At 42.5% G+C, this 13,604-nt stretch carries 12 protein-coding genes; 10 read left to right on the forward strand and 2 right to left on the reverse strand.

The features are described from left to right. Positions 1–170 precede the first annotated feature (170 nt). The 7 genes from ANSO36C_RS11075 to ANSO36C_RS11105 are packed head-to-tail and all read left to right on the forward strand — an operon-like array spanning position 171 to position 4,066. On the forward strand, positions 171–506 hold the full coding sequence (locus tag ANSO36C_RS11075; protein ID WP_190912896.1) for a cation:proton antiporter subunit C: 336 nt from the start codon (positions 171–173) through the stop codon (positions 504–506). Next, the gene (locus ANSO36C_RS11080) at positions 503–1,942 is read left to right on the forward strand and encodes a cation:proton antiporter (protein WP_251959576.1); all 1,440 of its coding nucleotides are present in this window, start codon (positions 503–505) and stop codon (positions 1,940–1,942) included. The genes ANSO36C_RS11075 and ANSO36C_RS11080 overlap by 4 nt, the downstream gene beginning before the upstream one ends. Further along, positions 1,927–2,316 (forward strand): Na+/H+ antiporter subunit E, encoded by a 390-nt coding sequence (locus ANSO36C_RS11085; protein WP_251959577.1) that lies wholly within the window; start codon positions 1,927–1,929, stop codon positions 2,314–2,316. Before ANSO36C_RS11080 ends, ANSO36C_RS11085 begins: the two co-directional genes overlap by 16 nt. Then, positions 2,313–2,570 (forward strand): hypothetical protein, encoded by a 258-nt coding sequence (locus ANSO36C_RS11090; RefSeq protein WP_251959578.1) that lies wholly within the window; start codon positions 2,313–2,315, stop codon positions 2,568–2,570. Before ANSO36C_RS11085 ends, ANSO36C_RS11090 begins: the two co-directional genes overlap by 4 nt. After that, on the forward strand, positions 2,567–2,845 hold the full coding sequence (locus ANSO36C_RS11095; protein ID WP_251959579.1) for a monovalent cation/H(+) antiporter subunit G: 279 nt from the start codon (positions 2,567–2,569) through the stop codon (positions 2,843–2,845). The genes ANSO36C_RS11090 and ANSO36C_RS11095 overlap by 4 nt, the downstream gene beginning before the upstream one ends. Then, entirely contained in the window at positions 2,838–3,407 is a 570-nt protein-coding gene (locus ANSO36C_RS11100) for a DUF4040 domain-containing protein (RefSeq protein WP_251959580.1), read from the forward strand. The genes ANSO36C_RS11095 and ANSO36C_RS11100 overlap by 8 nt, the downstream gene beginning before the upstream one ends. Beyond that, positions 3,404–4,066, forward strand: coding sequence for a Na(+)/H(+) antiporter subunit B (locus tag ANSO36C_RS11105; RefSeq protein ID WP_251959581.1), 663 nt, complete (start codon positions 3,404–3,406; stop codon positions 4,064–4,066). Before ANSO36C_RS11100 ends, ANSO36C_RS11105 begins: the two co-directional genes overlap by 4 nt. A 148-nt stretch (positions 4,067–4,214) precedes the next feature. Here the strand turns inward: ANSO36C_RS11105 and ANSO36C_RS11110 are convergent, their stop codons facing one another. After that, a complete protein-coding gene (locus ANSO36C_RS11110) occupies positions 4,215–5,045 on the reverse strand; it encodes an SAM hydrolase/SAM-dependent halogenase family protein (protein WP_251960304.1) in 831 nt (276 codons plus the stop codon). A 238-nt stretch (positions 5,046–5,283) separates the two neighbouring features. On the opposite strand from ANSO36C_RS11110, the gene ANSO36C_RS11115 reads away from it, so the two are divergent. From ANSO36C_RS11115 to ANSO36C_RS11125, 3 genes are all read left to right on the forward strand, one after another. Further along, positions 5,284–6,186, forward strand: coding sequence for a hypothetical protein (locus ANSO36C_RS11115; RefSeq protein WP_251959582.1), 903 nt, complete (start codon positions 5,284–5,286; stop codon positions 6,184–6,186). 14 nt (positions 6,187–6,200) lie between these two features. Beyond that, positions 6,201–8,123, forward strand: coding sequence for an Hsp70 family protein (locus tag ANSO36C_RS11120; RefSeq protein ID WP_251959583.1), 1,923 nt, complete (start codon positions 6,201–6,203; stop codon positions 8,121–8,123). 283 nt (positions 8,124–8,406) lie between these two features. Beyond that, entirely contained in the window at positions 8,407–9,231 is an 825-nt protein-coding gene (locus ANSO36C_RS11125; protein ID WP_251959584.1) for a M90 family metallopeptidase, read from the forward strand. 214 nt (positions 9,232–9,445) lie between these two features. Here ANSO36C_RS11125 and ANSO36C_RS11130 read toward each other — a convergent pair whose 3' ends face one another. Then, positions 9,446–13,012 carry a choice-of-anchor D domain-containing protein gene (locus tag ANSO36C_RS11130; protein WP_251959585.1) on the reverse strand — a complete coding sequence of 1,189 codons (3,567 nt, stop codon included), beginning with the start codon at positions 13,010–13,012 and terminating at the stop codon, positions 9,446–9,448. Positions 13,013–13,604: the final 592 nt, after the last annotated feature.

Consider the following 13,604-nt stretch of genomic DNA (forward strand, 5'->3'; position numbering starts at 1 on the left):
GGGGGAACCGGAATCAAATTCCTCCAATTTCTCGGAGGATTTAGGAGGATCTAAAGTTTTTGATACATCAGCCACCACATTTTAAAACATCCTCTCAAACACAAGATAGCTAAAAGAGAGAAATTTTATTTTCTCTTTTACCTTCAACCCTTATCCAATAGGCAATTTCCGTGTTAGAAGCTTGCGTATTCGCAACAATATTTTGCGGATTTTTCGGCATCATCCTTAAAAAGAACCTCGTTATGAAGATCATCTCTATGGATGTCATGAGTACCGGGGTTATTGCCTATTACGTGCTAATTGCATCACGAAATGGCTTATTCACACCAATTATTTCCAACGTCAAAAATATCAGATACGCCGACCCGGTTCCCCAGGCGGTTATATTGACGGCGATTGTGATCGGATTTTCGATTCAGGCGTTAATGCTGGTCGGCGTTATGAAGTTGGCACGAGATAATCCGACTTTGGAAAGCAACGAAATTGAGAAGAATAACACGCCATGAATAGCATTACCATCGCATGGATTGCACTACCGTTTTTTTTGGGCTTTGTCATTTATCTGCTCCCAAAAGTTGACAAATATCTCGCTCTGTGGGTGGCTTTTGCTTCAGCAGGATATGCATTGCAGCTATTTATCACTCAGTCGCCACTTACACTACAGTTAATAGATAATTTTGGCGTTATTTTAACAATCGATCAATTAAGCGGCTACTTTATATTAACTAATGCGCTGGTGACGGCAGCAGTCATCCTCTACTGTTGGCACAGCGATAAGACAGCTTTTTTTTATGCACAACTGATCATTTTGCACGGTAGTGTCAATGCCGCGTTTGTCTGTTCGGATTTGATCAGCTTATACGTGGCATTAGAGGTAAGTGGTATTGCTGCGTTTCTGTTGATTGCCTATCCCCGGACTGACCGATCGATTTGGGTTGGCTTACGCTATCTGTTTATCAGCAACGTGGCAATGCTTTTTTATCTGGTTGGCGCGGTGTTGGTTTATCAGGCGCATCATTCCTTTAGTTTTGCAGGTTTGCGCGTAGCACCTCCAGAAGCGCTTGCCCTGATTTTTTTGGGACTCTTGACAAAAGGAGGAATTTTTGTATCGGGATTATGGTTGCCGTTGACTCACTCGGAATCGGAAACGCCAGTGTCGGCAATGCTGTCGGGAGTTGTGGTAAAAGCTGGTGTCTATCCATTGGTGCGGTGTGCGCTAATGGTGGCAGAGGTTGATCCGATAGTAAGAACCTTTGGAGTTGGCACGGCGCTTTTGGGAGTTTTCTATGCAGTCTTTGAAAAAGATACCAAGCGGATGCTGGCGTTTCACACAGTTTCGCAGTTGGGCTTTATCCTCGCTGCGCCGTCCGTGGGTGGTTTTTATGCGCTGACGCACGGATTGGTTAAATCGGCGCTTTTTCTAATTGCCGGGGCTTTACCGAGTCGAAATTTCAAGGAACTGCAACATCAAGCGATCGCTACCCCAATCTGGATCGCCTTAGTTATAGCCAGCTTCTCGATCTCTGGTTTTCCCTTGCTGTCTGGCTTTGGGGCGAAGGTATTGACGACAAAGAATTTGCTGCCTTGGCAAGCGATCGCTATGAATATTGCCGCCCTCGGAACAGCCATATCCTTTGCCAAATTCATATTTCTGCCGCGTGGGGGAAAAGGAGAGGTAAAGCCTGGTTTCTGGGCAGCCATGATTCTATTGCTCGGTGGGCTGTTCCTAGCTAATATTGCGTATTACGAGGCGTACACCGTTGAGAATATCATCAAACCCCTCGCAACCATCGGCATTGGATGGTTGGCGTATTTACTAATTTTTAAACATTCAGTACTCAAGCTACCGCGTGTCCTTGAACAATTTGATCATTTGATCGGTGTCATGAGTCTGATTTTAATCCTATTGTTCTGGAAGGGATTTGCATGGTTGGGTATTTAAATCTAATATTGCGACTGACTATCTGGTTTTTGCTCACTGCCGATTTCAGTGTGGCAAATATCATCATTGGCATCAGCATCGCACTTCTATTACCGGGTGGTCGCACAGCTAAACAATCATTAAAAGATTGGCTGCGTGTGCTGGGTGAAATTATAGTAGCGATTCCACAGGCGTATATGGAGGCATTTCAAATCATCCTCCGCCCCCATAAATACGAAGAGATAACGATGGAACGAGCCAAACCAGGACGTACACCAGGGCTTGTATTCCTAGATATATTTCTAATTACCTTTACACCAAAGACCATTGTTTTGAAATACCACGAAGCAGGCTGGTACGAAGTACATTGGGTGCGACGGAGGAGAAAAGTATGATGCTGAATCTAGTATTGATTGCCATGATTCTGGCAATGCTCATCCCCATGTATGAGGCATGGCAAGATGATGATATTTGGCAAAAAATGCTCGCATTTGCCAGTGTTGCCACCAAAACTTCAATCATGATCCTGGTGGTATCCGTCTTCCGTGATGATTGGATGATTGGTGTTGTCGGGGTGATCATCCTAAGTGTGGGAAATGCTGGTTTAATGTTGCTGGCTCATGTTATTAAACGAATGAATGAAGTATGATTGACTTTTTCAGCTATATATGCATAAGTTTAGGACTTTTCTTCTGGTTTTGGGGAACCTTTCCTCTGTTGGGCAAGCGATCGCTATTATTCAAACTCCATAGTCTTTCGGTTGCAGACACCCTTGGCTCGATGAGTATCATCATCGGGCTGCTCTTAAAAATTCCCAGTGAATGGCCGCTACTCATTCTCGCTCTCATCTCCTTGGCCATCTGGAATACAGTGCTGGGGTATGTATTGGCTTACTGTTCTAGTAGTGAGGGGAACTATGAATGATAGCTATATCTATATCATCATCGCCCTGTTGCCGTTGGCTGCGTGTATGGTGGTATTTCAGGTCAATCCATACCATGCGCTGGTAATTCGCGGCATATTAGGAGCGGTGTCGGCAATGGTATATGCGGTTTTGGGAGCGCCAGATGTTGCCTTGACCGAAGCCTTGGTGGGTACTATGCTGGCAATTACCCTTTACGCGGTGGCAGTGCGTTCATCCTTAGTAATGCGTCTTGGCTTGGTCAAAGACGAGGCAGATGACGAACAGCATTTTGGGCAACTGATGGATGACTTACGCACAATTTTTCGTAAACGCCAGATGCGTCTAGAACTTGTTCCCTACCCAAATACCCAAGCTTTGGAACGGGCGCTGATGGATAAAGAAGTTCATGCAACTTGTGTCAGACGAGAACAAGACCAGGCAACTAGTGAGGACGAAAAACAGTTTTATCACACCGCCATTAGGGTGAAACGCATCTATGAGATTATGCAAACTGAACTTACATCACCAGCGACAATCCTGAGTTATGTAAGTACACCACCTGAAGGGGAGAAGCATAAATGAAATGGATCTACATTGCAGCAGGGATAGCGCTGTTTGTAAAAATGCTCGTCTTGCCGAATTCAGCGCCAGTCGTACCGGATTTCTCGATCGTTGAATCGATTGTTAAAGATGGTGGCATACCCAATGCGGTAACAGTGATCATTCTCAGGAATCGTTTGTATGACACGATCTTTGAGGTGGTGGTATTTACGATCGCAATTATGGGAGTTAATTTTCTGCTAGCGAATGAACAGCCGTCCTGCGCGATCTATCGTTTCACAGATCAACCATCCATTGTGCTGGCGCGTTTGGGAGCAACTATTTCCGCGTTGGTAAGTATCGAACTAGCTATTAGGGGGCATCTCAGCCCTGGCGGTGGTTTTGCGGCTGGAGTCGCAGGCGGAACTGCGATCGGGTTGATTGCCATTACCTCTTCACCGGAGTGGATGCAAGAAATCTACCAGCGCTACCACGCCGCTACATGGGAGAAAGTTTCGGTTCTTGTTTTCATTGTACTGGCGGCAATAACTCTGGCTGGAGTTGAGTTACCGCATGGGGAAATGGGCGCACTTTTGAGTGGGGGGATTGTCCCCTTACTGAATATTCTGGTTGCAGTCAAAGTTGCGTTGGGTTCGTGGGCGGTGGTTTTGGTTTTTATTCGTTATCGGGGATTGTTGTAAAATCTCTTATTTTTTCTCAGCGCTCTCTGTGCCTCTGTGGTTTAAAATAATTTTTTGAACCACAGAGGCGCAGAGGACACAGAGTAAAGAGCTTAAAGAGGAATTTATTTTTTGTACCTTATCTTTGTGGGAACTGCTATATCCCAAATTAGGCAATTCGAGTTACTTGCTGATTCACGCGGGGACGGCCAAAGCGTTCCCAAGCACTCCCTCCGCGCAGAAACAACTCTAAAAAACGCAATGGTTCTCCCGAATCGCCTCTTGACCAACCGGAACTACCAGGAGCAAAGGCTAAAGTCCCTTCAGATACTTTGAAGCTGCCATCAGAATACACTGCATCACTCACTACATCTCCAATTCGGATCACAATCTTGGTTTGAGGTTCCAAGTTAAGTGTATGTGCCGCAATAGTTGTTTTAATGTTGCCATAGCCATCAATCCAGGCAATTCGATCTGGTGGAACATCTGGGATTTGCTCACTTTTGAGGCTATCTCCCAGAAGGCTAAAATCTTCATTCATAATGGCAGCCGCAGCCGGAGGAAAGACATCCCGTGAGCGAAACTGCGAACCACCACGAGAAACGTTGACCACTCGCAGATCCTTTGTATAGTCTTTGATAAAGGAGAGCGTGTAGCCTGCATTTACACCCACTACTTTTACACCATTGGATAAAAGAGCATAAGTTAGTCCTTCACCTTCATTGTCTCGACGGGCTTCAGGATCATCCTGACGAGGCGCACAGTTATGATAAATTAGGCGATCGCTAGGGCCTGGGTTGAGTCCTAATTGGGCAATCCAGAATCCCGTTGCCAAGGTACTGAATGCTGGAACCGAAAGCAAATGAATTTGGGCATCGGGAGAAGCCATCAGCAAACGTTGTGTGACTTCTGTAAATGCCGGATCTCCTGTACCGTAGTCTGCAATGACGTCAGATAAACATTCTGCTCCTCCTTCTGATGGGTGTAATTTGCAATCAATGGTTAGACAATGGTTAGCCTTCAAAAGCTCCACTGAACCTGCCTCATCAGCAGTCTACGTGTGATCTCAACTATATGCAAGATTTCTAGATAACATTGAGCGCAATTTTTCAGCCAAAAAATACTGGAACTACACAACTTAGATTAATTACATCAGTCATCATGTGATTACAGGTTTAAATAAGCAGTTGTCTGCTCATTTCACTCCTATTAATAACGTTAAAGTCTTAGTCAACGCAATGAAAACTATCAGTTCACTTTTTAGCGAAGAACGCAACCAACTCCAGACAGATATTGACAATACAACCAACATTGAGGAGATAGTTAAGTTGGTTCAGAATCGACTTGATAATCTCGAAAGAATTTACATTGAAAAACTTAATCTGGCTCAAATTCGTCTGGCTTCCTTTTTCCTAGATACGCTACGGCAATCCATCGCTACTCTTGCTGCGGCTAACTATTCTCAAATTGTTCCAACAGAGCAAAAGCAATTTACTAACCCTACAAAGCTTTTTTCCAGCAGATTAATCCTAAAACTGCTGAAAGGACTAATTTATATAGGTATCTTAGGTTCGTTGTTCTCTTTAACTAAAACTACCCCAGGTGCATGGATGGCTATCTTACTAACATCTCTACTTCTAGGGGTAGAAGTTGTGCTTCAACTTGAGTTAAAAAGCCAGCAAAATTCTATGTCTTCAGGACTATTGGAATTACCTAAACATCTGCTTCGGGTTGATAGCAATGTATTTTTAGATCATCTTGGCGATGCTCTCAACACTATCGACCTGGCAGTAGCTAGAGTAGAAGAATGGAATAAACATGAAGGCGACTTAGCAATAGAAGAACTGCCAGAGCTATTAAATTTTCTGCAAAGGCTGATGGGCGCATCAAAACTTGATAAACCCCAAATGGCTTATGAACTTGCAAAACTTCTACCACAAATTTTAATGTCTCAGGGAATTAACGCTCAAATTTACCGACCAAATGACCCGCACAGCGATCGCAATTATTTTGACTTTGAGCCAAGTATCGACCCCGATACCAAAGATCATGTGACTCTAACTCCTGCTTTGTTGAAAGGCGATCGCTTGATTAGGCGCGGTAGGGTAATTGAGCCAGCATATTCCTCTGCTAGAGAATAATAGACAATAAGGGTATGGAAATTTTAGAAACAATCGGTTTTGATTTGGGGCACGGTGAAACAGCTGTAGCTAAAGCGATAGTGGAAAGCATCGACCCCCCCCAGATGCTGGAGATTAACAACAAGAAGAACCAAATTACAGCCCTTGGTTGGCATCCTAAACTCGGTTATCTTGTGGGAGAACAAGCATTAATTCAAGCTGGCGTTACCCAACTGACAATTTCATTCAAGCAAAAACCCAACAACGATCCAAAATATCGGGAAACAATTAGCACTTTTGTAGCAACCTACTACCGACTTTTGAAAGAAAGTAAACAACTCGAAGGTGGGGAAGGTAGCTATTTTTACGTAGGTTGCCCTTCAGGATGGTCAGTTAGCGATCGCACCGAATACCAAAAGCTACTTCAAGAAGCTGGTATTCCCCAACTAAATGTTGTACCCGAATCGCGCGCTGCCTTCATGCAAGCCAAAGAAGCCGGGAAACTGGAGTATGACAAACTTGTTGCATCGGTGCTAATTGTCGATATTGGTTCTTCAACCACAGATTTTACTCTGGTTAAGAGCTTAGAAGAGATACCCATAGATTTTGGAAGTAATACTTTAGGTGCATCTCTAATTGACAAAGCTATTTTTGCCCGGACTCTCGCCAACCACGAGCAAAAAGCATTACTCGAAAAAGTATTTAAGGAATATTCGCATCACCAAGCTCGTTGTGAACTTGCTTGCCGTAAAGCTAAAGAAGATTATTTTTCTAACGAACAGCTATACAGCGATCCTGAATCCTTTGCGCGTGGCTTCGAGTCGATTAACGAACAGATTTATTTTATTCCCCAAGTAAATAAATTGATGATGGAGGAAATTTTAAACCAACCCTTACCCGAACTGGGACATCAGAGTTGGGTGCGATCGTTTACCGACTCTTTAACCGAGGCGAAAGAAAAGCTAGAAAAACTTGGAATCGTGCCGAAACTTTTGCTGATGACTGGTGGTGCATCTCGCATGAAGTTTACGCACTTGCTTTGTCAAGAAATGTTTCCCGAACCAGAAACGCTACTTCGCCCCGATCCAGAACCGGAACGGTGCATTGCACTGGGATTAGCACGAGTAGGGCGATGGGATCTGCGTGCTGCTGCTTTTAAGGAAGAAGTCAACAAACTATTTACCTCGAACAAGCTCAAAGATTTGATTAAGAGGCATATCCCGGAGTTAATCGAATCATTAACTAAGCCTTTGACAGACGGCTTAATTGTCAATGCAGTTAAACTAGCTTTAAAAGATTGGCAAAAAAACAAAATACGGACTTTAGCCGATTTGGAAACATCTTTAATCAGTCGTGCAGAACAGTGGCTTAAAAGCGAATGCGCTGTGCAGATAATTAATCATCAATGCGCTTATTGGTTTAGCAATAAAATCCAACCCGATTTAGCCGCACAAACCGATCCAATCTGTCGAAAGTTTCAGATACCTAGAAGCAGCTTAAGGTTCCAAGATAGCATTGACCCAAATTTTGTTAACCCAGAGCTACGAATTGGAGATGCTATTCTGGCTGAGACAGTGGGCTTTATTGTCAATGTAGTAATTGGTGGAGGCACTGTAGCTAGCATCATCACTCTCATACTAACGGGACATTTAACCTGGCCGATTGCCTTAGTATATGGAGCTTCGGTGATGGCAGCAGGAATGGAACTAAATCGCAAGAGTGTTCAAGAAGTAATCAAGACGAATGTAGATGTACCTAGTTGGGTTCGTTCTAGTTTTTTGAGTGACAAAAAAATCGAGGAGATGTGTGAGCAAATAAAGCCTGAGTTAGAGAAAGTTCTTCAAGAACAACTGACAGCAGACCAAGAGGCTTTTGATAAATTAATTAGTAAAGTTGAGCAAGGGCTTCAAAAAACCCTTTCTACTAAAGTTCAATCTTGTATAATTCTGATCCAATAGCGGTAAATATAGTTTTTATAATCTCAGCGCTCTCTGCGTCTCTGCGGTTTGGAATTTATTTAACCGCAGAGGCACAGAGAACACAGAGAGAAGAGATTAAAGAAGAAGCTATAGACTAAAATTTCGGGCATTTGTTGGGTTTCACTTCGTACTACTGTGGGGAAGCAAGCTACAACTTAACTACAATTATCCTTAATTGAACCGGATTGTTTTATAACAAAAAAAAGAGGTTAACTTAGAAACACAAGTCAGTGGCTTAAATATATAAATTACTTAAAAGTCAATGATTCAAACAATAATTGCTTTTCTGATAATTGGGCTAATTCTCACAGGTATTTTAATCAATCCTGTTTTAGTAAAAAGGCGAAGAAAGCGTCTTAAACACCGTTCTTTTCCCCTACTATGGAATGCGATTATTGAGAATAATCTTCCTATTTATCTCTGTCTCTCTACCGATGAAATAAGACGACTTCAAGGACATATTCAAGTATTCTTAGCAGAAAAGCAATTTATTGGCTGTAGAGGATTACAGGTAACGGAGGAAATGAAACTGACTCTTGCTGCGATCGCCTGTTTACTCCTATTAAATGAACGTGGGCAATACTTCCCCAGACTTCGTTCAATTTTAGTCTATCCTAATGCTTATTTTGTTCAAGAAACGACTTCTATCGGAAAATATGTTGTTGAAGAAAGGCGTGTGGCAAGACTGGGTGAATCGTGGACAAATGACCAAGTAGTGCTGTCTTGGGAACAGGTGAAACAAGACATTAATAACTGGGAAGATGGACGTAATGTTGTGCTTCATGAATTCGCCCATCAGTTAGATCAAGAAGATGGCAAAGCTGAAGGAGTTCCTATACTGCAAAGTAGCTCAGACTATACTATATGGGCGAAGGTGATGACAGAAGAATATCAGCAACTTTGTCATGATGTTCTACACGGTGTAAAGACGGTAATGGATAGCTATGGTGCAACGAATCCCGCAGAATTTTTTGCCGTAGCGACTGAGACATTCTTTGAGAAACCGCACCAATTGTTGTCTAAGCATCCGGCACTTTATGAGCAACTGCAACGTTACTATCAATTAGATCCTGTGCAATGGACTTAAACTACAGCTAATTGTAAGTTAGGTTAATCGCATCAAGCTAGAAACCTGGGGCTACACAAACAAAGTTTACCAACCTGGACTAAATTTAAATTACAAAATAGTAGAGGCACAATAAACATATTGTGCCCCTATGAATGTAATCTGTTTAATTGAAAACCGTTTTGAAAGTGGATTTATGTTTAGATTACACTTCCACTCAGTTGACCCGACCCAACTATGCTTGAATGATGAAGTCGGAGGCAGTAAGAGTAGGCGCACCAGTAAGTTGTGCAAATTGACCGCCACTGCCGAAACCAGCAGCACTACCATTTTGATTGTATAGTAACTGCCCAGTCATAGAGTCATAAACAATTACTGCATTACTAAGTGCCCCTAAGCTGGTGATTTGAAAATTATTGGCGTTACTAAAACCTGTTCCCACAACAGAAGTAATAGCACTAAAGGTAGTCTTATCCAGAAGAATCTTGTCACCTTGAGAGTGATTGAAGTCAGCGATGGTATCAATACCGATAACAGCGCTATTAAAGGCAGAATTAGTGTCGAAAAGGAAAGAGTCTGCACCCATACCACCCACAAGAGTATCATTGCCTGGGCCACCAATGAGAAGATCATTGCCGCTACCACCCCGTAACAGGTCGTTACCACCGCTGCCATTGATGGTGTCATTACCCCCTTGACCATTAATTACATCGTCGGAATCGTAAAAACCGCTAATGTTATTGTTCAAGTTATTGAGGAAGGTGACGGTGTTTTTGTTGGAAATATACGTTTGAGTAGAGTTAGCATTAATCACATCAAAGCTTTTGGTAACATTAGCTTCTCCGTCAAATACGATATTACCGATGGCGGGTCTTGTTGTCGATGCAGCTAAGTTTTCTAGGTTTTCTAAGTTAAAGTTTTGCAGAGTGACTTTGGTATTACCCACTTTTTCAAAAGAGACTTCTAAATTGTTGCCATTTTGAGTTAATTGCAGATTATTTGCAGTCAAGTCAGTCCCAATAAATTGCAAGGTGTCTATTTTGGCAATCACCGCAGCCGAAGGGTTTGAGCTAGTACCTACACCACCAAAGTTGGCGATACTGTAATTGCCATCGCCTCGTCGAATAGTAAAGGTGTCGTTGTTGTCAGTGCCATTAAGAACTTGGATTGCCGAAGTAGGAGCGGGTTTAAGTGTACCACTGATAGCAAAGTCAAAGAGGCTTTCATTACTATCGTTGTTGCTTAAAATCAGAGTGCCACCATAGGTGCCTGGTGTAGTGGCGTTGAGTGCCACTGATATGGTGGTAAAAGTATTAGCAGCAACACTCGTCGGCAGAGTTCCCAGCAAGCTAAATCCGTTAGGAAGTTTGAGATTACTCAGGTTGAGTGGGGCTGTACCAGTGTTCTTGATAGTAAAGGTTTTGGTTGGCGTGTCACCGACAGTGGTATTGCCAAAGTTAATAGCAGTAGTGCTGCCATCTGCAATGTCAACTGTGTCATTGAGAACTTGAATTTCTGGAGCCGTAACTATACCACTAATAGCAAAGTCAAAGGGGCTTTCATCACTATCGTTGTTGCCTAAAATCAGAGTGCCACCATAAGTACCTGGTGTAGTGCTGCTGAGTGCCACTGATATGGTGGTGGAAGCCTTAGCAGCCACACTCGTCGGTAGAGTTCCTACCAAACTAAATCCGTCAGGAAGTTTAAGATTACTCAGGTTGAGTGCGGCTGTACCAGTGTTGTTGATGGTAAAGGTTTTGGTCAGCGTATTACCAACAATGGTTTCACCAAACTTAATAGCATTAGTGCTGCCATCGGCAATGTTAACTGTGCCATTAAGAACTTGAATTTCTGGAGCAGGAACAGGTTTAAGCGTACCAGTAATAGCAAAGTCAAAGGGGCCTTCATCACTATCGTTGTTGCCTAAAATCAGAGTGCCACCATAGGTGCCTGGTGTAGTTGCATTGAGTGCCACTGATATGGTGGTGGAAGCGTTGACTGCCACACTCGTCGGTAAAGTTCCTACCAAACTAAATCCGTCAGGAAGTTTAAGATTGGTCAGGTTGAGTGCAGCTGTACCAGTGTTCTTGATGGTAAAGGTTTTAGTCAGTGTGTTACCGACAATGACACTGCCAAAGTTAATAGTATTAGTGCTGCCATCTGTAACGTTAACTGTGCCATTGAGAACTTGAATTTCTGGAGTAGGAACGGGTTTAACTGTGCCACTAATAACAAAGTTAAAGGGGCCTTCATTACTATCATTGTTGTTTAAACTGAGGCTGCCACTATAAGTGCCGACTGTAGCAGCATTGAGTGCCACTGATATGGTGGTAGAAGTATTAGGAGCCACACTCGTCGGAAGGGTTCCGACTAAACTAAATCCGTTGGGAAGTTGAAGATTACTCAGATTGAGTGTGGCTATACCAGTGTTTTTGATGGTAAAAGTTTTGGTCAGGGTATTACCAACAATGATGTCGCCAAAGTTAATAGGAGTAATGCTGCCATCAAAAATGTCAACTGTGCCATTGAGAACTTGAATTTCCGGGGTGGCAATGTTGCTACGGGGAGCTTCATAAGCACCAATATCAATCAATGCAGAGCCATTGCCATCACCATCGAGGGGAATATTCCTACTGATGCCATTGAAAAGATCGGAACCAGTATCGATAGCACCACTTCCAAGTTTGAGCGCAAAATTCTTTTTAGCCGCATCAACAAATTGCGGATCTTTACCGAGAATATTATGTAACTCTGCGGCTTTTAGATCATCTGAAGCTTGGAATATATTCGAGTTATAAACAAGGTTATGATCAAAAGTTACATTTGTGGCATATTTGATGAGATTGGCATTTTGATTGTCGCTTGCATATAAAATGTTGTTGTAGACACGTACATTTTCTGAATAAGTAACAGCAATTTCTCCAGAATTTGTCAGAACACGAGCATTTTTGTAAGCCGTGTTGTTAACAATATCAGCATTTTTTGACTTGAAAGCATGAATGCCTGAGCCTCCATTGTTATAAGTTACGTTATTCGCTATTAATGCCTTCCCGCTATAGACTTCACCCCCTTTAGCTTTAATAGTAGTATCAAGCATAAGACCATGCCCTTCACTAATGTTCCCTGTCTCCCAGACGGGAACTAAATTTTTATTATCATAAACAATGTTGTCTCGATAAATTATCCTGTAATCAGTAGTGTTGTCATCAAAATTAAAACTGCGGAGAGTAGTAATTCCCTGATTACCGTAAGCAGAATACCAGGCGTTTCCAGATACAATATTTTTTTCAACAGTGATGTAGTCTGAGTCGTTAAATCCAATACCTCCACCTGGGAAATTGCGAACTGTATTACCCGTGATGACAATGTGATGACTATTAGTGCCACCTTGTTCCCCTATTTTCACTGTTTTTACATCAATTCCATTGGCACGGGTAATAGGATTGTTCGGGTTATCTTTTTCTTGTAAGGCATATTCTAAAGTGATCTTATCCCGACCTCCCTCTAGATCAAGTCCTTCAATCCGCACATAAGATGAACTGAATATATTAATGCCATCTCCTGTTGTTTTTATCTTAGGCGTATGCCCTGGATAAGCTTTTATTGTTGTCCAATTATCTGGTGAGCCGTTTTTGTTAAAAAGCGTAGCCCCTTTGTCATAAGTTCCGTTCATGACGTAGAGTGTGTCACCGGTTTTCATCTCATATACAGCTCTGCCCAAGGAGCGAAAGGCGTTTTCTTCATTTGAGCCATCATTTTGATCATTGCCTGTTCCAGAAACGTAATATGTTGTGCCAGCCATAGATTTACTCCGAATGTGTGTAAGGGGAATTAGTAGTACACCTCAGCAACTTTTTTCAATTGCTAAGTAGTTATTTGAATGGGTTATCTATCTGAACTGTTTAAGACAGTCACAGTCGTCCATCGCGATTTCAAATCGCGTCAGTTATAGAAACACTGTTGTCAAACTGAAAAAATTTTCTGCTGTTAACCGTTGATGGTTAAATCAGGCGTATCGATACCGTCAATCGTTAGGATTTTGTTGAAGACGATCGCACGATTAGCGCATAGATGCTTCATCTACAGGCTTGTTATGAGACATCGATTAGCTTTCTCTGGATGAAGTCAAAGTGAATTGCAACTTCATCTGTGGCAGCTGCGTAGACATAGCCCGTCGTAGACATCGCTGCTCTTTACAAACCAGCTTTAACATCTGCTATATTCAATACGGTGATCATATTTGGCATAAAATTCCTCTGAACTTTATCTGTTGTTTTAAGTCAGGAGGTTGCCAAATTGGTATAGTAAAATGCACCCTTAGCTGATAAGTGGGGACTTAAAGTTACAGTAGTCAAAGTTAAATTGGTTGAAACTTTAGTAGATTCACCTCTTTA

The sequence above is a fragment of the Nostoc cf. commune SO-36 genome (genome assembly GCF_023734775.1).
In the GTDB taxonomy this organism is placed as follows: domain Bacteria; phylum Cyanobacteriota; class Cyanobacteriia; order Cyanobacteriales; family Nostocaceae; genus Nostoc; species Nostoc commune_A.